Below are 18,679 nucleotides of genomic sequence, written 5' to 3' on the forward strand. Positions count from 1 at the left end.
GAAATCTTTGATTTTACAGGAAAAGAGGAAAATAGCAAGGTATTTCATTAAATATTTATCATTATACCTCTCTATACTTCATAGAATTTAATACCATTTTGAGCCAAAAATGATTTGATAATATCTACGTGAATACAATGCCCAACGTGCAGAAAAGGCTGATTATTAACTTTGATAGTTTTGCCGTTTACGTTGTGCGAAGCATTGTGCATATCGAAACCTAAGTGAAGAGCATTGGTTTTGCTTTGCATGCCACAAACCACACCATTTCGGTCGAAAAGTGGGCCACCGCTTTGTCCACGCAAGCCTGGGGTGCTTAGTTCAACGCCATAAAGTTCGTTATTTTCGACTAAATGCCTTGTCAACATTCCATCAATCGGGAAGCGTGGTGTGCCGATGATTCCGCTGTTTGTCCACGAAATTTCGTCAGCTTCGGGATTGTATTGAAAGTTGGTAAATTCGGGAAATGGATAACCGAGTCGGCAAAGCGACTTTCCTTGCTTCAAACCCGAACTATCTTTCATAAATCGAGCGTAAGACTGATACAATGGCTGCTGAAACTGCTCAAAAATAATAATTGCTAAATCATATTTTGGGTGGTTTATCCAGCGAAAACGAAGCGTTGGGTCGGCTGTGCAATCAAGAAAACGTTCGTTGAGTTCAACAATCGTTTCGGGTGTATAATCATACTTATTTTCGAGTCCTTTGATAAATTTTTGGTATTGATGATTGCGAGGAATGGCGGCACGCTCTCGACGAAAATTAGCATATTTTTGATTGATATTCGTGCGATTTCCAATCAAATCAATGACGTGCTTGCAGGTAACGGCACAAGAAAATTCGTTGACAAAAAACATGGTAGCCGCCCCAGGCGACACGATTGTTTCGTTATAATTTCTTGAAATAAACTGAATCGGACGAGTAAATCGACCAACTTCTTCGATGGCATCAACAAACATAATTTTTAATAAAGCAGTAAAGCCACAAAGTAACAAAGAGAATTCTTGAAAACGATAATTTTATCACAAAAAAAGAGCCAAACATAAGATAAAACGTGTATCAAAATTTTTCAAACCACTCAAATCTTTCGTGAACGATAGCTTCTTTCTGTTCATTGATATATTTCAAAAATGCAGCGGCTACGGGTGAGAAGCTTTTATTTTTCATCCAAACTAAATTCCAAACCGAAGTAATTGGGAAGTTTTTTACTGGAATAATTTGTAAATCACCGTGTAGAAGTTCGTTTTTGATACCAATCAATGGCATAATCGAGCAGCCCAATCCCGCAATAACGGCCTGTTTCACGGCTTCGTTTGAGGTCAATTCCATTTTTTTTCTGACAGGTAATTTGTTTTCTTCGATAAACCGCTCCATCACAAGTCTTGTACCAGAGCCTTGTTCTCGGTAAATAAGTGGTAATTCCTCAAAAATATTTTTATCGTATATTTTCTTAGCAAACTTAGTTTTGGTATTAGCCACCAAGAATAATTTATTTCGTAATAGTTCAATATTTTCAACTTTCAGATTGTCGGGTAGCACCGAAACCAACGAAAAATCCACTTCGTTTTTCTCCAAACTTTCAATCACTTTTGCCCGATTTGTCACATCCATCATCAATTCTATACCTTCATTTCGGGTAATAAAATCTGATAAAAAATAAGGCATTACATATTTTCCAGTCGAAACAACCGAGATTTTCAGGCGGCCTGTTAGCTTGCCTTTGTGTGCCATTGTTTTGTAATTAATGGCATATACTTCGTTCAGAATCTTCTCGGCTGCTTCGGCTATTTCTATACCAAAATCTGTGATAAATAGCTTTCTACCAACCACTTCCGTGAGTGGAATCTCAAATTGGTCTTGCAGGTTTTTTAGCTGAATTGATACAGCTGGCTGAGTGAGATAAAGTTCTTCGGCAGCCTTTGTGATGCTCTGTGTTTGCGTGATTTTCAGAAACACCTGTAATTGATGCAGTGTATAATTCATAATAATAGTTTATGTATATCATTACAAATATAAATAAAAACAAATGAATTTTTGTTCAGAATTTTGCAGCGTTAAATCAAAATAATCAAAACGCAATGACAAAAATTACAGTAGCAAAAGGTGACGGAATCGGTCCAGAAATTATGGATGCCACGCTTGAAATTTTGATGGCAGCAGGAGCAAAAATCGAAGTCGAAGAAATTGAGGTAGGTGAAAAAGTGTATTTGGCTGGTAACACTGCGGGTATTGCCAAAGAATCTTGGGACGTAATCAGACGCAACAAGGTTTTCTTGAAAGCACCAATCACAACGCCTCAAGGTGGTGGTTATAAAAGTTTGAACGTAACGACCCGAAAATTTTTGGGGCTTTACTCAAACGTGCGTCCGTGCATGAGCTTGCATCCTTTTGTGGCTACCAAACACCCGATTATGGATGTGGTTATTGTGCGTGAAAACGAAGAAGATTTATACGCAGGAATTGAACATCAACAAACCGATGAGGTGGTTCAGTGCTTGAAACTTATCAGCCGCCCAGGTTGCGAAAAAATCGTGCGTTATGCTTTCGAGTACGCTAAACACTACGGCCGTAAGAAAGTTACGTGCTTCACGAAAGATAATATTATGAAGCAAACTGATGGCTTGTTCCACCACGTTTTCGATGAAATTGCGAAAGAATACCCAGAAATTGAAAATGAGCATTGGATTATTGATATTGGTGCAGCAAAAATGGCTGACACGCCCGAAGCTTTTGATGTAATCGTGATGCCAAATCTTTATGGCGATGTACTCTCCGATGTGGCTGCTCAAATTGCTGGTTCGGTAGGTTTGGCTGGTTCGGCCAACATCGGTGAAGAATGTGCCATGTTTGAGGCAATCCACGGTTCAGCTCCTCGTAGAGCAGGACAAAATTTGGCCAATCCGTCGGGACTTTTGCAAGGAGCTATTATGATGCTTAACCACATCGGACAAACCAAAGTTGCTGAAAAAGTACAAAACGCTTGGCTAAAAACTATCGAAGATGGTATCCATACTTACGATGTTTTTAAAGAAGGAGTAAGTAAAGAAAAAGTTGGTACGAAAGAGTTTGCCCAAGCAGTAATTGCCAATCTTGGACAAGAACCAAAGCTTTTAAAATCAGTAAGTTATGCCGAAAACGCTACGCTTAACCTACCAAAATATGAGCGAAAAGCCCCAGCCAAAAAAGAGTTGGTCGGTGTTGATTTATTCGTTCACTGGACAGGTAAAAGTCCAGATGAGTTGGCTGCTATCGTACAAACACTCGACAGCAACGAAGTGAAACTTTCGATGATAACCAACCGTGGAATCAAAGTTTGGCCAGAAGGTTTTGAAGAAACTTTCTGCACTGACCACTGGCGTTGTAGATTCAAGCCTACCGAAGGTAATCAGATGAGCAAAGAAGCCATTATTCAGCTGCTCAATGGTGCTATCGAAAAAGGTATTGATACCGTAAAAACCGAAAATCTTTATACGTTCGATGGTAAAATGGGCTTCTCGTTGGGTCAAGGACAATAATTTATCAGTCAATAGTTGGCAGTCAACAGTCATCTAAAACACTCATTTTCAAACAAATATGGGTTTTAAAACTGTCGACTAAATACTTACAACCAATTAAACCTACATTTTAGATGAATATACAACTTATTCAAGGGCAGTTTGGTGGTAAAGAGGCCATCGAACTAATAACTCAGATGATTCATGCGAAAGTGAAATTTCACGAAAATATCATCGGTAATAACGATAACGAAGAAGATATAAAAATGCGTGAAAATCGAATAAAGCAACTCCAAAAAGACTTATTCGATGCACGACAATACATCGAAAAGAAAGGCGAAAACGTAAATATAAACGCTTCAATAGAAATCTAAGTCAATCAAAATCGCAGAGTCAGCAGGCTCTGCGATTCTTTTTTATAGTCAGTTTGATACATATTTTCTGCAATAATTTCTTAGCTTTACTTCCGAAAATATCTACTTGTTTTTAATCATGACCGAACTTATCATCAGTCTTGCCGTAGGAATTGCCCTGAGTGCATGCTCGGGTTTTCGGGTATTTGTACCGATGTTGGTAGCTAATTTGGCTACTCGATTTCATGCACTTGACCTTTCTAACGGTTTTGAATGGTTGAGTAGCCCAACAGCTACGTACATTTTGGGAGCAGCTACAGTGGCCGAAATCATGGCGTATTATATTCCTGTCGTTGATAATTTGCTCGATACCATCACAACGCCCGCTTCATTTGTGGCAGGAACAATACTAACGACTTCATTTCTGAAAATAGATTCACCCGAACTCCAATGGACACTCGGAATTCTGGCTGGCGGTGGCGTGGCTGGCACAATCCAAGCAGGAACTGGACTTCTGAGACTTGCTTCTACTAAATTTACGGGCGGTTTTGGCAATGCCTTCTTTGCTACCTTTGAGAATTCGATTGCGGTTATTTTCTCTCTTCTTACGCTTTGGTTACCCGTTTTGGTTGCCGTTCTTGGAGTTTTACTCTTTGTATTTTTACTAAAAAAGGTTTTGAAACGTCTTCAAACAAAGAATAAGTAAATTTTTAATTAAAATAATTATAATTTACCATCAAAAAACCTTAACTTCCACACACAATCTAAACCTAAGCCTCATGGAAACCAAACCTTCACTACGCTATGCGTGGTATGTTGTGGGTGTGCTTTTGCTTGCCTATATCTCTTCATTTATTGACCGCCAAATCATTTCACTACTCGTAAAGCCAATCAAAGCTTCTTTTGGTATTTCAGATACACAAATGGGTGTTTTAATGGGGTTAAGTTTTGCAGTTCTTTATACTTTAGTAGGTATTCCGATTGGTTTAATGGCCGACCAAATGAATAGAAAACGCATCATTAGCTGGGGAATTTTGGTTTGGAGTATTATGACTGTTTTTTGTGGAATGGCTGGTAGTTATTCATTGTTTTTTCTCGCAAGAGTTGGTGTTGGTATAGGCGAAGCCGCCCTTTCGCCAGCGGCATACTCAATTATTTCTGATTATTTTCCGAAGAAAAAACTGGCAACTGCACTAAGTGTTTATAACATGGGTATTTATTTAGGTTCGGGCTTATCAATTTTAATTGGTGCTGCTCTCAGAACCATGATTGGAAAAGAAAACATAGTATTGCCATTCGTTGGCGAAATTTTTTCATGGCAAATGATTTTCTTTTACATTGGTTTGCCAGGAATATTGATTGTTTTTCTTGTTCAGACTATCAAAGAACCCAAACGAGTTGAATTTGATTCTGAAAAAGAAATAAACGAAACAAGCAGTTTCAAAGAGATTATTGCCTACTTTAAAGCCAATCGACAAACTTTTTCATACTTAAATTTTAGTATGGCATTCATGGCTTTTGCTACTTATGCGGGTATCTATTGGGTGCCAACAATGCTCGGTAGAGTGCATGGTTGGGCAGATACCAAAGCTGGCGTAACATTTGGAATTTTGGTGACTGTGTTTTCAACTTTGGGTGTAATTTCAGGCGGAAAGTATGCTGATTATTTAACAAAAAGAGGTGTGGTTCAGGCCAAAATGTTGGCAGGATTTAGAGGAATGATAGCTGCCTCTCTCTGTACAGTTGGTTTATTGATTGAAGACATCAACATTGGAATATACTTTATTGCAGGATTTTGCTTTTTTAGTTCGTTTCCTTACGGTTCGGCAACGGCGGCTATTCAAGAAATTGTACCTAACAAAATGCGGGCAATTTTCTCAGCATTTTTCTTATTTGTGGTCAATATTATCGGACTTGGTTTTGGCCCGCTCACCGTTGGTCTTCTCAATGATGCTGTTTATAACGACCCAAATAAAATTCACTATTCAATCTTTATTACGCAACTTTTAGGCTATTCATTATCGGCATTGTGTTTGTATTTGGGTCTGAAACCTTTTGTCAGAAGTGTTGATTATTTGAAAAAATACTTGGCAGTTTCAAACCAAAATTGAGTCTTTTGTGTTGGTGAATTTGACGGTTGATTGAAAGAAAAACTATGGACTGCCGACCGTCGTCCGTTGATTATTAATTATGAGTGAAATAAAGATTTGTTGCCCAAAATGTAAATGGGAACCCGATGGTGGAGAATATTGGCAATGCGATTGCGGCCACATCTGGGATACTTTCAAGACAATTGCACGCTGCCCAGCTTGCCACAAACAACATCAATATACAGCCTGTGTTCCGCACGCAGGAGGTTGTGAAGCACATTCTCTGCACCTTGATTGGTATGAAGGTTTAGATAAAATCATTGAAGATTTGAAAGAAGAAGTGCTTGAAAATCAGGAGGTTTTTATTTGATATTATTTTACCCAAAATACACTTTTATGAAGCACACTTTGCTTTTACTGTTGTTAATAAATACATTTTCTACTTTTGCACAAATTGATACGGTTTATTTTTCAGATGAACACACACCAATCGTTTTTTCTGATGATGCACAATATTTTGCATTAAACTCGCTAAAACAAGATGGAGAAGTTACACTTTTCAACATTAAAACATCTCATAAATTCGTAACATATCAATATGTAAGTAATGCTAAGGAGGGTTATTTATCAGCAAATGGAAGTGCAACTTATTTTTATCCAAATGGTAATGTAAAATACGAAGGAACTTATAAAGATAATTTTAAAGTTGACATTTGGAAAGCTTATGATGAGAATGGAAAACCCAAAGAAACAATTCAAATATTTTCTAAATTTAACGATTATGAAAAGAATTTATTTGAATATAAAATTTTAGATAATTGGGACAATTTTGGGAGGAAAGTAATAGATAAAGGAAATGGTTTATATCAATACTCAGACTCTTTAACTACTTTGGTTGTTAACTTAAAAAATGGTTTGCCAGACGGAGAGTGTAAAGGTAAATACAAAGGCCATAGTTTTAGTGAACAATATAAGAAAGGGGAACTTCTGAAAGGAGAAATTTTAGTCGATAACAAGAAAATTATCTACGATAAAATTAAAGAAAGTCCATCTTTTATTGGAGGAAAAAAAAGTATGTATGAGTTTATTTCAGCAAATTTGAAATATCCAGCCTCAGCTCAAAGATATAACAGACAAGGCAAAGTCTTTATCAAATTTTCTATTAAAACAGACAATTCGCTTTCAGATATTAGTGTATTAAAAGGAATTTATCAGGATTGTGACTCAGAAGCTATCAGAGTTGTTAAGTTAATGGATGGCAATTGGAATTGTGGTAAAACAAGAGGAATTAAAGAGGATTATTGGTTTACAATGCCCTTTAATTTTGTTTTAGAATAACTTCTCCTTTAAGAAACTTTTCCTGCATAAAACCAAAGCCATAGCCCATTAACTGAATAAAGCATGCAATTACGCTCAAAAAGCCTATTTTTAGGCTTTTATTATGAACTGCTGAGTCAATCACTATCATCATAATATAGAGTAAGAGCAGGAAAACGGCAATAAAGAATAATATTTTGTCGATAAAGAAGATTATCGGAATAGCTAAAACTCCGAGTGTGAAAAGCATCGGAAAATAATGCACCAATTTGAGCTCCGAAGGAAACATTCTGGCAAGATTGATACGCCCACGACCAAAGAAATGCAATTGTTTGAAGAACTGACCAAAATCAGTTCTTCTTTTATGATAAATGAAGGCTTCTTCAATCAAGCCAACTTTAAAGCCTTTCGATAAAATTCTGATACTAAACTCAATATCTTCGGCCATGCGAGTCATGGTATAGCCCCCAGTTTCCTCCCAAACTTTACGTGAGATTCCAAAATTAAAACTGCGTGGATGAAACTGTCCACCAGCATTGTTTTTCTTGCCTCTGATTCCGCCAGTTGTAAAAACTGATGTCATCGAATAATTGATGGCTTTCTGAACATCGGTAAAACTTTTGTGAGCGGCATCGGGGCCACCGTAGGCATCTAACCAGCTGGCTTTCAAAGAATTATCTGCAATTTCGAAATATTTTTCGGGAATAATCGCATCAGAATCGAGTTGTACAAAATAATCGCCTGTTGCTCGCTCGAAGCCGTAGTTTCGAGAAAAACCTTGTCCAGAATTTGGTTTGAAAAAATATTTCAAATCAAGTTTTTCTTCAAACGCCGCACATACCTCATCACACTTCAAAGTCGAGCCATCTTCGATGATGATTACTTCAAAGTTTTTATAAGTCTGTTTGCTCAAACTTTCAAGCAATTCTCTAACTTCTTCGGGGCGGTTATATACGGGGGTTATTACTGAATACTTCATCGTTTTTTCATCAATTCTGAACTATCCCTTAGGGATTGAATATAGATATGAAACTTCTCGGCGAAAATGTTTCATACCTACGGCATGATAAATGAATAGTGTTATATCTTTCTACCGATATTCAATCCCTACGGGATAAAAAAGGCTTAAATTAATTATATCATACTCAAAACTGCCTCATTAGCCGCCAAAACCTCAGCAATATTCTCTTGCGAAAGAGCCGTTGAAAGGAAAAGAGCTTCGTATTGAGATGGTGCAAGATAGATACCCTTATCAAGCATTCCGTGGAAATATTTACCAAATTTGGCGGTGTCTGATGTCTTTGCCGTTTCAAAATCTACCACTGGGGTTTCGGTAAAGAAAAGGCTATACATCGAACCGACATGATTGATTTGGTAATTAAGATTCAGTTTATCAAGAATCGAACGAATACCTCCAACTATCTGGTTTCCAGTTGCTTCGAGTTGCGTATAAACTTCTGGATGGTCGTTTAAGTGATGTAACATAGTAAGTCCTGCCGCCATTGCAATCGGGTTGCCTGAAAGTGTACCAGCTTGATAAACAGGCCCTTGTGGCGACACACAATTCATGATTTCTGCTTTTCCGCCATACGCACCAACTGGCATTCCACCACCGATAATTTTACCCAAAGTTGTCATATCGGGCGTTACACCGAAACGCTCCTGAGCTCCACCTTTTGCCAAACGGAAGCCTGTCATTACTTCATCAAAAATCAATACGATTCCTTCTTTTGTACAAATATTACGCAAGCCTTGTAAGTAACCTTCTTTTGGCAAAACACAACCCATATTTCCGACAACTGGCTCCAAAATTAAAGCAGCGATTTGTCCTTTGTTGGCATCGCAAAGCATCTGAACGGCTTCCAAATTATTGTACGGAGCTGTCAAGGTATCATTTGCCACGCCTTTTGTTACACCTGGACTATCAGGTACACCCATCGTAACGGCACCACTTCCTGCGGCAATCAAAAACGAATCGCCGTGACCATGATAGCAGCCTTCAAACTTAATGATTTTCTCTCTTCCTGTATAACCTCTTGCTACTCTGATAGCCGCCATTGTTGCTTCTGTACCAGAGTTTACCATTCTCACTTTTTCAATAGAAGGCACCATCGAAATAATCAATTCGGCCATTTCTACTTCACGACGCGTGGGAGCTCCAAACGAAAATGAGTTTTTGATGGCTTCACTCACTGCTTGCTCAACTGGTTCGAATGCATGACCTAAAATCATTGGTCCCCAAGAATTGATAAGTTCAATGTATTGATTATCGTCTTCGTCGAAGATATAAGCACCTTTAGCTCTTTTGATAAAAATCGGATTTCCGCCTACCGAACGAAAGGCTCTCACTGGCGAGTTTACGCCCCCTGGAATGAAGTTTTTGGCTTTTGCGAAAAGTGCTTCGCTTGTATTTGTGGTCATTATTAGTAAAGTTTATAACATAGGGTTTACCCTATTTAATGAAAAAAACATGAATACCTTCTGATTCATGTTTATATAACGTTTATAACAGTATTTTGGATTAAAATCTTTTACTTACTCAACTACAATTCCTTTTTTATCAAGAAACTTTCCAATATTAAAAAACTGATTATCAATCAATTGAATATCTTTATTCCAATTAAAAGTTTCGATTTTTTCGGAAGTAGCCACAATCACCACCTGAGCAGCTGTTAACACCCAAAAAACTGTTTCTGTACCGAAACTAAGTAGTTTTTGAGTTTTCTTGTAAATGTACCCCGACTCGCCTAAGTCTTCAATATCAGCTGCAATATCTACTTCTATGGCAATTTTAGGTGGAACATCGGCATATTTTTTATTGATTTTATCGGGAGTCAAAATTGTGTTATCAAAAATCGCAATATCGTTTGCCAAATTATTGCGATGGTCTAAATGCAAACCTGCTTCACCAGTAAGCACAGTAAATTTGTCTTCATCAATAAACTTCCCAATAAAACTTACCAAATAATAAATGATGATTGATTGCAAACTACTTGCTCCCATGATTTCCTCAAAAGTTTTTTTATTCAAAAGCACTTCTCGATACCCACGATAATAGATGGGTTTTCCGTCCATTATTTCATAAACGAGATGGGCAGGAATATTCCGAGGCGGACGTTTGGCTGGTTTTGGCTCACGTAGTGCAATCATTTCCTTATTATTTTGGACAAAGATAAAAACTTATGCACGATTCTAAAAATTAACCCCCGACTTAATCGGTAAATAAACCCTAAAGCCTGTATGAGAATATCGTTTTTGATTGAAAATGCTGTAAACCTCAGCATTGAAGAGTCCAAAAAGACCTTTTATACCATATCCCAACTCATAATGTTTAATTTGGTTGGTCAGTAAAACGTTTCCGTAGAGACGTTCTTCCCAGCCTTTTCGTTGGAGATACGGAATATTGGTCAGGAATAATCTTTTGAAATCGACTTTGGTAAATAATTGGGCATAGCCACCATCTGTACTGTACTGATAATAAGGCAAATCTCGGAAATCTTGGTGGGTTTGAATAAAAGTTTCGTTGCCATTAAAGTGCTTATAATCAAGAAAATAAGTAGGTTTATTGCCATAATAAGTTCCGATTTCTGCTCTCAATGAAACCTTTCGCAATTTCCAGTCAAAATCATGGTTCATGCCCAATTCTACACGATTGAAGCCTGTTTCTCCAAATGCAGAAAGATTTTCGAGACGGAACGTTGGGCCGTAAGTCTGCACATAACGATTCCCGTTATAGATTCTTACCCTCGAAAATGGTCTGTAAGTCAGCACCGCATTGAATCGGGTTTGTGTGTGGGTATCAAAGGCAGTTGTCTTGAAATCCTGATGAATTGGGTCGTTCGATTCGTAATATCTATCGGCTATTTTTCTGAAACCTTGCTTCTCAATATTAGTCAAGCGGTATCGCTCAGCAAATTGCAAATAGGTGCGGAACGTGATGTTATCATTAATACGTGGGCTAAAATTGATTCGTACATACTTCTGCTCATAAAACTTTCCAAAATGACGATTATCCAGCAAAGCATAAGCCGCATTGACTAAATTATTAATGGGTTCTTCGTTATTCATCTGAAATACTTTACGCCCTGCTTCGGCTCCAATGCTAAACTTTTTCTGTCCATAACCAATCCCAACCGAGCCATTGAGTCTTTCTCTTTGAATTGAATAATGCGGCTTAACATTCATCGAAAACGAACCAAGCGAATCAATTCTGTGGCGATAACTTAACCTCGGAAAACCGATATTTATACCCTCAACTGCATTGTACCGAGTATCTTCTTTCCAATTTCCAATCGTAAAATAGTCTTTATAGCCTTTCTTTTTATCGTTTTTGTCTATTGGATTAAAAGGGTATGAATTACCCGACATCAAATGCCCAAACTTAAATTTGGCAGGACGTGCTTTTTTTAGCGAGTCTTCTTTGATTTTCACACTGATTTTAGTTGCATTTACGGCATAAATACTATCAGCTCGCTGATAACCTTTTACCTCAATTTCAGTCAGCGGCACTTGGCGTTCTTCAGCCCAAAAATCTTCGGTGCGTTTGCGTGCGAGGGTATCTTCCGAGCGAGAATAATTCGAGGCAATAATCTCCTCTTTTTTCTCTTTCTTTTCTTTTACCTCTTCTTTTTCGAGGTCTTTCGAGATTTTTTTGAGTTGTTTAAGTGTTATCTCCTTCTGTTCGAGAATGGTCTTTGTATCCAGTTTCTTACGGTTAAGGTCTTTAGCTTCGGTCTTGAAAATCTTATCGTCCAACACTTGTGGTTTGATGGTAGCATACTTTGGATTCTTGACCAATTGATAGTTTTTAAAAGAAGTAACCACTCGTGCTGAGCCTTCTATTCCAAAAGCATCAATTGTGCTAAATACATCGGCCTGTACGGGCATCCAAATATCTTCAATTGGTGAAAAAATTACTTTCATTTTAACTTTACCAATCTGTTCTTCCGACTCAAAATCTACGCTGTGCAGACTCCACGTTCCATCAATAATATTCATCGTACCACGATAAAGCCCAGGCGACTTTACTTTCGGAATTACTTTTATTTTATTGATATACAGCCCTTTATCTTGAAAAAATCCTTCATAAACATATTTATAATTGATTGCTCCTTTAGCTGTAATCGGTGATTCAGCATTAGATGGATTATAAAAATTAATTCGGCTAAACGAAATACTCTCTGCCCCTTTCATGGTTGGCGGAATATTCGAGCGAACCGAAAGTACTCTTTCACTAAGGCTGTTAGGCTGCTTAAATTTTATTTCATTAACCGACTCCAAAACATACGTTTGTCCCTCTTTAATGAAGTTTTTTTCCATTTCTTTCTTTAAAATAAACGGAACATCATCCACCTTAAAAGAGCCACGAACATAATTGCGGAGCGAATAACTTTCTACTTCTTTGTGATGAATCGGCGACATGGCGATAGTTTTTCGCATGATTGTGAGGGCGGGGTCTTCATTGTTGTTAGAAACCTTCACGCCTCCCAACTCAATGCTCACTTCTTTCATCGTGATATTGAGTGTCTGTACGTTTTCATCAATATCAACTTTTTTCGTGACTGACTGATAGCCAATGTATTGAAAAACAATTTCATAAGAACCAGCTTTGAGTTTGATTTCATAGTCGCCATTTTCGTTGGCCATTGTACCGATTTCTGTACCTTTCACCAGTACCGAAGCGTAGGGCATCGCTTCACCTTTTTCATTTTTGATTTTACCCCTAATACCAGCAGCAAATAGATTTTGAGTAATAAATAATAGTAGTAATAGTTTTTTCAGCATAACGGTTGGTGTGTTTTTGTGGAATGGATATCAATTATACTACGGATGTAGAGACGTAATATTGTAATGTAGATGCAGAAAGAGGTGGAAAAGTTGCAGAGAGAATATCTTTATCATAAAGAACACAAAATATGTGTCATCCCGAATATGATTTAAAAAATACTCATTGCCGTCTGCTTTAGCTGACGGACTACAGCAAAAGATAGAACAAATCCGACTTTAGTCTAACCTTTTATTTAGACTAAAGTCAAATTTGATTGTATAGATTGTATATAAGTATCCGTCAGCTAAAGCAGACGGCAATGAATAAAACTCTTAGTCATTTTATTTTTAAAATACCAATTAAGTTTTTTAAAAATTAGGGATGTCTCATTTTTCTGTAGATAAATGGCAAAAATGGAGTTTTAAGCCATCAATTCCTTCAAAATCTTCTGAGCGGCTACCGAAATGACCGTTCCAGGTCCAAAAACTCCTTTTACGCCTGCATCATAGAGATACTGATAATCTTGGGCAGGAATTACGCCCCCAGCAATGACCATAATATCTTCTCGACCCAGTTTTTTGAGTTCTTCGATGAGTTGCGGAACGAGCGTTTTATGTCCAGCCGCCAAACTTGATGCTCCAACAATATGCACATCGTTTTCGGCTGCTTGGCGAGCGGTTTCTTCTGACGTTTGGAAAAGTGGGCCTATATCTACATCAAAACCCAAATCGGCAAAGCTTGTAGCAATTACTTTTGCTCCACGGTCGTGACCGTCTTGTCCCATTTTGGCAACCATAATTCTTGGGCGACGACCTTCGATTTCGGCAAATTGTTCGGCCATTTCTTTGGCTATTCTGAAATTTTCATCGTCAGAAACTTCCGCTTGATACACTCCCGAAATCGAACGGATAACCGCCTTGTGGCGACCAGCTACTTTTTCCATGGCATAAGATATTTCGCCCAAAGTGGTACGTTTACGTGCAGCATCGACAGCAAGGGAGAGGAGATTTTCAACTTTATTCCCTCTCGCTACTTCAGTAATCTTCTCCAAAATCGCTTGCACTTCTGCTTCGTTTCTTTCGGCTTTTACTTTTTCGAGTTTTTCGATTTGCTTTCTTCTAACCTCCTGATTATCAATATCCAATACATCAATAATCGTTTCAGTATCAGTTCTGTATTTATTTACACCAACAATTATATCTTTTCCCGAATCAATTCTGGCTTGCTTTCGGGCTGCTGCTTCTTCGATTCTCATTTTTGGCAAACCAGTTTCTATCGCTTTGGTCATTCCACCCAATGCTTCTACTTCTTCAATCAATGCCCATGCTTTTTCTACCAATTCTTTGGTGAGATATTCTACATAATACGAGCCTCCCCACGGGTCAACTACTCGACAAATTTCGGTTTCGTGTTGAAGATACAACTGTGTATTACGAGCAATTCTGGCTGAAAAATCGGTCGGTAAAGCAATGGCTTCATCAAGAGAATTGGTGTGGAGCGATTGCGTATGCCCTAATGCAGCGGCCATTGCTTCGATGGCAGTTCTGGCAACATTATTGAATGGGTCTTGCTCGGTCAGTGACCAACCAGAAGTTTGGCAGTGTGTGCGTAAAGCCAAAGATTTAGCACTTTTAGGATTAAACTGCTTCACGATTTTCGACCAAAGCAAACGCCCAGCTCGCATTTTAGCAATTTCCATGAAATGATTCATGCCAATTCCCCAAAAAAACGATAGACGTGGAGCAAAACTATCAATATCCATTCCTGCCGCAATTCCCGTTCGGATATACTCTAATCCATCGGCAAGCGTATAGGCCAACTCTAAATGTGCGGGAGCTCCTGCTTCGTGAATATGATAGCCCGAAATCGAAATCGAGTTGAATTTCGGCATATTTTTCGAGGTATAAGCGAAAATATCACCCACGATTCGCATCGAGAACTCTGGTGGATATATGTAAGTGTTTCGCACCATAAATTCTTTCAGAATATCGTTTTGAATTGTTCCAGAAAGTTTTTCGGGTGAAACACCTTGCTCTTCGGCCGCTACAATATAAAATGCCATGATTGGTAAAACTGCCCCATTCATAGTCATCGAAACCGACATTTCGTCAAGTGGAATTTGGTCGAAGAGAATTTTCATATCTTCGACCGAATCAATGGCAACTCCTGCTTTTCCGACATCGCCAGTTACACGTGGGTGGTCAGAATCATAACCTCGGTGCGTAGCCAAATCGAAAGCTACCGAAAGTCCTTTTTGTCCAGCCGCTAAGTTTCTACGATAAAAAACATTCGATTCCTCGGCCGTTGAAAAACCAGCATATTGACGAATCGTCCACGGCTGCATGATATACATTGTGCTATACGGCCCACGCAAAAACGGAGGAATACCAGCCGAAAAATGCAAATGCTCGGCCGATTCAATATCTTTTGCGGTGAATCTTGGTTTTACGTTGATGCCCTCAGCTGTACGAAAATAAGTCGAAGTTTCCGATTGGGTTTCGTTTGTATGAAGCGATGTGCTTGACTCTAAGGATATTTTCGAGAAGTCTGGTTTCATTGATGAAAGAAGCGGTAATCTACAGAATGATTTTTCTATAGATATTTCTAAGCAAATTTACCCAAGAAATCAGATTAGTCCAGTATTTTCTTGCTAAATTAAAATAGCCTTTTCAGTCAACAGTAGATGGCCTGCAAGTCCACAGAAAAAATAGGCAATAAACGGCGTAGTTATTCACAAAAAAAGCCTACCACTAATAGCAGCAGACTTTCTGAATAAAAAAAGTAGATTTGTTTCAAAAGCTTTAGTTATAAATCAAAGATTTTTCGTTGAGTGAGTTATTATTCATCTTAGGTAAATCTTTCAAACCGAATACGCCACGTTCTTCCCAAGCATCAAGCCAGTTAGTTATTGTACCACGGCTTACTTCAAAAATATCAGATAAAACAGTTACATTGTATCCTTTGTAACTCAATAAAATTGCTTTTGCTCGTTCACGTTCACGATAATTACGACTGCGACGTGACACTTCTCTTAAATGTTCAACTTGTTCCTCAGTTATCTTTCTTACGTAACGCATTGTTCTCAAGTTTAAATACGTTTTTTCATAATTTTTCGTCTAATAATGCTCTATAATTACTAAGACGACAAATTAATTTGAAACGCTGTGAGATTATTTATTTATTTTTTGAGATACGTTTTATTTAAGAAAAAGGTTGAGTTTTTGGCATAAAAAAGCCCGATTAGTATAAATGTCTAATCGGGCTTCTGCTCTCTTGACTTCATCAAGGTCGAGTATAACTCACCGATAATTCTGACTTTGCTAAAGTAGTTGATTTGATGGCATCTAAGACTACATCCATCGTTACTTTTGTGGTAGAAGCTGGTATAACTGGCTCAGCAGAAAGAGCATAGGCCGTAATGATATAAATCTTTGCACCTGGCCCTTGTGAACACGGCGGTGTATAACTATTTTTCCCGTTGACAGTATTTACGCCAAACGAACCTATGCTTGTGTTGTTTTCGGGTAGAGAGGTTACCGTCGATGGTAATTTATATACCACATAATACACGTGTTTATCTCCCGTTGGTGGAATATGGTGCATTAGTACGGCAAAAGATTTTGTGCCAGTAGGTATATTTTTCCATGCCAATGGCGGAGCAAAACTTTGTCCATCGCAGGTGTATTTTTTATCTAAAACACCATTGACTACGCCCGAACTCTCTAAAGTAAAAACTCCAGTATTGGTTGGTGTTTCGACCTCTTCTTTTGCACAATTTATTAGTAAAATACTACAAAAGGCTATTAAAAACTGTATTTTCTTCATTTTTATTTATTTCTTAGTGTATTGGGTTGTTGTTGATTTACCATCTATGCCGATAAATGTAAAGGTGTAAACACCTTTAGTATCCCAAGCATAATTTACATAGGCTTTTTTGCTATCAAGTGTATATTCAAGTGAATAAGCATTTGTTCCAGTGGCTTTAAAATTGGTAATACTTGCCCCTTTCAAAGCAGTTAAAGCTGGACGAACACCTGCCGATTTTGCCTGTGGAAGTATCTGATTTTCGGGAGCTGGGGTACTTGGGTCAAGGCTTACTTTTCCTCGCATCGCAGCCATAAAATACGGATACTTGGTATCGGTGTGATAATGATAAGTATTGCTGTAATTATGTCCATGGTATTCATCCAAGGTTTTCATGGCGGTGCCATCGGGTTCTTTCGTTCCATAAATGGCAAAACCATCAAGAGCCATGGCAATCGGATTATTACCAGCGGTAGCCTCAAAATGAAGCGGTGCTATATGATAATGGTAATCATCGGCACGACCACAATGCCCGCCCCATTGGTCTAACTCGCCAATGGCAAAAGCATCTTCACCTCGGTTATTGAGTGGATTGAAAATCGGGATACCATTGGGGGCTATGGCTACCGCTCCTTTCATAAAATTGGTTTTAAAACTCAAAGGCGAAGCAGCAAATTCTGGTTTGAGCGGAATCGACCACGCATTTGAGCCTGTATAGCCCTGCGGAATCGGCACTTGTTGTTGCCAGCTCGTAATGCCAACCATCATATTGTGAGTCTGTGGAATACCCTCGGTTTCGACATAAAAATAGGTATCATCAAAGCGTGTTTTCACTTCTGATTTGTATGGTGTAAAAACCTTTTCAATAAAACTTGGGTCGGTTTTGCTCAAAGTTGGAGTAGTGTTAGTGGTCGAGGTAGTTGGTTCGGCTTCATTGGTTTTACAAGCATAAAAAAACAACATAAAACTCCCCAAGAAATAAGCCATTTTGGGGTTTTGGTTTTGTTTCTTCATCAGAATAATAAAACCAAGAATACCAATGAAGAGGAAAACATAAATAGACTGATAATCAGTTGATTCGGTATTTTTAGTAAATTTCCCCACTACTCGATTTTCAGTATTTATTTGCTTCAAAAAAGCAATTTTCTTACTCAAGGAAGCTTGATTTGAAAAAGAAAAATCATTCAAATCTGCCGAAATGATTTTGCCGTTTTCTTGTTCGATAAAAACCTTTCCCTCACGTTCCATCAGGAAATGCCCTTCAACTTGCTTACCCTTAATTGTGTAAATCACACTTTTTGTGTTTGAATGCTCGCCTACGTGAGCAAGCAACGACCCCGAATGAGCCAAACTGAGCAACAACAGGCAATATTTTATAAATTTCATAAGGGATTGGGTGATTAGGTTTTTATTAGTGGCTAATAACTATCAACTACTTTTCATCACAATAACTTTTTTTATCGAGTTCCATGTTTTGTCTGCCCCATTGATACATACTATCAATTATCGGTAATAAGGTACTTCCATAAGGCGTAATTTTGTATTCTACTCTTGGTGGAATTTCTGGGTAAATTATTCTTTCAATAATGCCGTCAGCCTCTAATTCACGTAATTGATTGGTTAGTGTTTGTTTACTAATTTCTGTAATGTTTTTTAGTAAAATACTATATCTATTTCTGTCGGTTCGTATCATGTGAATAATGCTTGGCTTCCATTTTCCACCAATAATATTCATACAATAAACTACTGGACAATTGCCCGGTGTAAAATCTTTTGTCTTTCTAAGTGTTGTATTTTCCATTAGTCTAAAATTTTAGCCTATACACATAATTTTTATCTATACTAAATTAATAG

17 protein-coding genes are annotated in these 18,679 nt (G+C 38.0%); 6 read left to right on the plus strand and 11 right to left on the minus strand.

Annotated features, from left to right (window positions below):
* Positions 1–71 precede the first annotated feature (71 nt).
* Positions 72–959 (minus strand): S1 family peptidase, encoded by an 888-nt coding sequence (locus IEX65_RS20255; RefSeq protein WP_188768772.1) that lies wholly within the window; start codon positions 957–959, stop codon positions 72–74.
* A gap of 100 nt (positions 960–1,059) precedes the next feature.
* The gene (locus IEX65_RS20260) at positions 1,060–1,983 is read right to left on the minus strand and encodes a LysR family transcriptional regulator (protein WP_188768775.1); all 924 of its coding nucleotides are present in this window, start codon (positions 1,981–1,983) and stop codon (positions 1,060–1,062) included.
* Between the two features lie 95 nt (positions 1,984–2,078).
* On the opposite strand from IEX65_RS20260, the gene IEX65_RS20265 reads away from it, so the two are divergent.
* The 6 genes from IEX65_RS20265 to IEX65_RS20290 all read left to right on the plus strand — a co-directional run bounded on the left by IEX65_RS20265 (position 2,079) and on the right by IEX65_RS20290 (position 7,275).
* On the plus strand, positions 2,079–3,515 hold the full coding sequence (locus IEX65_RS20265) for an NADP-dependent isocitrate dehydrogenase (RefSeq protein WP_188768776.1): 1,437 nt from the start codon (positions 2,079–2,081) through the stop codon (positions 3,513–3,515).
* A gap of 113 nt (positions 3,516–3,628) precedes the next feature.
* Positions 3,629–3,868 carry a hypothetical protein gene (locus tag IEX65_RS20270; protein WP_188768779.1) on the plus strand — a complete coding sequence of 80 codons (240 nt, stop codon included), beginning with the start codon at positions 3,629–3,631 and terminating at the stop codon, positions 3,866–3,868.
* Positions 3,869–3,986: 118 nt separating this feature from the next.
* Positions 3,987–4,553, plus strand: a complete 567-nt coding sequence (locus IEX65_RS20275) for a DUF4126 domain-containing protein (RefSeq protein WP_188768780.1) — start codon at positions 3,987–3,989, stop codon at positions 4,551–4,553.
* 73 nt (positions 4,554–4,626) lie between these two features.
* On the plus strand, positions 4,627–5,958 hold the full coding sequence (locus IEX65_RS20280) for a spinster family MFS transporter (protein ID WP_188768782.1): 1,332 nt from the start codon (positions 4,627–4,629) through the stop codon (positions 5,956–5,958).
* 79 nt (positions 5,959–6,037) lie between these two features.
* A complete protein-coding gene (locus IEX65_RS20285; RefSeq protein WP_188768785.1) occupies positions 6,038–6,307 on the plus strand; it encodes a hypothetical protein in 270 nt (89 codons plus the stop codon).
* Between the two features lie 26 nt (positions 6,308–6,333).
* Complete coding sequence (locus IEX65_RS20290; protein ID WP_188768789.1) at positions 6,334–7,275, plus strand: energy transducer TonB; 942 nt, start codon at positions 6,334–6,336, stop codon at positions 7,273–7,275.
* On the opposite strand, the gene IEX65_RS20295 is transcribed toward IEX65_RS20290, so the two are convergent.
* The 9 genes from IEX65_RS20295 to IEX65_RS20335 all read right to left on the minus strand — a co-directional run bounded on the left by IEX65_RS20295 (position 7,256) and on the right by IEX65_RS20335 (position 18,626).
* Entirely contained in the window at positions 7,256–8,233 is a 978-nt protein-coding gene (locus IEX65_RS20295) for a glycosyltransferase family 2 protein (RefSeq protein ID WP_188768791.1), read from the minus strand. The two genes, IEX65_RS20290 and IEX65_RS20295, sit on opposite strands and share 20 nt — an antisense overlap.
* Before the next feature lie 155 nt (positions 8,234–8,388).
* Complete coding sequence (hemL, locus tag IEX65_RS20300) at positions 8,389–9,675, minus strand: glutamate-1-semialdehyde 2,1-aminomutase (protein WP_188768793.1); 1,287 nt, start codon at positions 9,673–9,675, stop codon at positions 8,389–8,391.
* 114 nt (positions 9,676–9,789) lie between these two features.
* Complete coding sequence (locus IEX65_RS20305) at positions 9,790–10,404, minus strand: Uma2 family endonuclease (RefSeq protein WP_188768794.1); 615 nt, start codon at positions 10,402–10,404, stop codon at positions 9,790–9,792.
* A 42-nt stretch (positions 10,405–10,446) separates the two neighbouring features.
* Positions 10,447–13,038: a DUF5686 and carboxypeptidase regulatory-like domain-containing protein gene (locus IEX65_RS20310; protein WP_188768796.1), complete on the minus strand. Its 2,592-nt coding sequence runs from the start codon at positions 13,036–13,038 to the stop codon at positions 10,447–10,449.
* A 404-nt stretch (positions 13,039–13,442) separates the two neighbouring features.
* A complete protein-coding gene (gene scpA, locus IEX65_RS20315; protein ID WP_188768798.1) occupies positions 13,443–15,578 on the minus strand; it encodes a methylmalonyl-CoA mutase in 2,136 nt (711 codons plus the stop codon).
* 244 nt (positions 15,579–15,822) lie between these two features.
* Positions 15,823–16,098, minus strand: coding sequence for a helix-turn-helix domain-containing protein (locus IEX65_RS20320; protein WP_188768800.1), 276 nt, complete (start codon positions 16,096–16,098; stop codon positions 15,823–15,825).
* Positions 16,099–16,303: 205 nt separating this feature from the next.
* Positions 16,304–16,846, minus strand: coding sequence for a YbhB/YbcL family Raf kinase inhibitor-like protein (locus tag IEX65_RS20325; protein ID WP_188768802.1), 543 nt, complete (start codon positions 16,844–16,846; stop codon positions 16,304–16,306).
* Positions 16,847–16,852: 6 nt separating this feature from the next.
* On the minus strand, positions 16,853–18,211 hold the full coding sequence (locus tag IEX65_RS20330; protein ID WP_188768804.1) for a YHYH protein: 1,359 nt from the start codon (positions 18,209–18,211) through the stop codon (positions 16,853–16,855).
* A gap of 46 nt (positions 18,212–18,257) precedes the next feature.
* On the minus strand, positions 18,258–18,626 hold the full coding sequence (locus tag IEX65_RS20335; protein WP_188768806.1) for a winged helix-turn-helix transcriptional regulator: 369 nt from the start codon (positions 18,624–18,626) through the stop codon (positions 18,258–18,260).
* Positions 18,627–18,679 lie beyond the last annotated feature (53 nt).

The organism is Emticicia aquatilis (genome assembly GCF_014644295.1).
In the GTDB taxonomy this organism is placed as follows: Bacteria; Bacteroidota; Bacteroidia; order Cytophagales; family Spirosomataceae; genus Emticicia; species Emticicia aquatilis.

What these genes read in the sequence shown, in the direction of transcription:
- IEX65_RS20255 (WP_188768772.1), bottom strand. Translation starts at nt 959, where the DNA reads ATGTTTGTTGATGCCATCGAAGAAGTTGGTCGATTTACTCGTCCGATT.
- IEX65_RS20260 (WP_188768775.1), bottom strand. Translation starts at nt 1,983, where the DNA reads ATGAATTATACACTGCATCAATTACAGGTGTTTCTGAAAATCACGCAA.
- IEX65_RS20265 (WP_188768776.1), top strand. Translation starts at nt 2,079, where the DNA reads ATGACAAAAATTACAGTAGCAAAAGGTGACGGAATCGGTCCAGAAATT.
- IEX65_RS20270 (WP_188768779.1), top strand. Translation starts at nt 3,629, where the DNA reads ATGAATATACAACTTATTCAAGGGCAGTTTGGTGGTAAAGAGGCCATC.
- IEX65_RS20275 (WP_188768780.1), top strand. Translation starts at nt 3,987, where the DNA reads ATGACCGAACTTATCATCAGTCTTGCCGTAGGAATTGCCCTGAGTGCA.
- IEX65_RS20280 (WP_188768782.1), top strand. Translation starts at nt 4,627, where the DNA reads ATGGAAACCAAACCTTCACTACGCTATGCGTGGTATGTTGTGGGTGTG.
- IEX65_RS20285 (WP_188768785.1), top strand. Translation starts at nt 6,038, where the DNA reads ATGAGTGAAATAAAGATTTGTTGCCCAAAATGTAAATGGGAACCCGAT.
- IEX65_RS20290 (WP_188768789.1), top strand. Translation starts at nt 6,334, where the DNA reads ATGAAGCACACTTTGCTTTTACTGTTGTTAATAAATACATTTTCTACT.
- IEX65_RS20295 (WP_188768791.1), bottom strand. Translation starts at nt 8,233, where the DNA reads ATGAAGTATTCAGTAATAACCCCCGTATATAACCGCCCCGAAGAAGTT.
- hemL (WP_188768793.1), bottom strand. Translation starts at nt 9,675, where the DNA reads ATGACCACAAATACAAGCGAAGCACTTTTCGCAAAAGCCAAAAACTTC.
- IEX65_RS20305 (WP_188768794.1), bottom strand. Translation starts at nt 10,404, where the DNA reads ATGATTGCACTACGTGAGCCAAAACCAGCCAAACGTCCGCCTCGGAAT.
- IEX65_RS20310 (WP_188768796.1), bottom strand. Translation starts at nt 13,038, where the DNA reads ATGCTGAAAAAACTATTACTACTATTATTTATTACTCAAAATCTATTT.
- scpA (WP_188768798.1), bottom strand. Translation starts at nt 15,578, where the DNA reads ATGAAACCAGACTTCTCGAAAATATCCTTAGAGTCAAGCACATCGCTT.
- IEX65_RS20320 (WP_188768800.1), bottom strand. Translation starts at nt 16,098, where the DNA reads ATGCGTTACGTAAGAAAGATAACTGAGGAACAAGTTGAACATTTAAGA.
- IEX65_RS20325 (WP_188768802.1), bottom strand. Translation starts at nt 16,846, where the DNA reads ATGAAGAAAATACAGTTTTTAATAGCCTTTTGTAGTATTTTACTAATA.
- IEX65_RS20330 (WP_188768804.1), bottom strand. Translation starts at nt 18,211, where the DNA reads ATGAAATTTATAAAATATTGCCTGTTGTTGCTCAGTTTGGCTCATTCG.
- IEX65_RS20335 (WP_188768806.1), bottom strand. Translation starts at nt 18,626, where the DNA reads ATGGAAAATACAACACTTAGAAAGACAAAAGATTTTACACCGGGCAAT.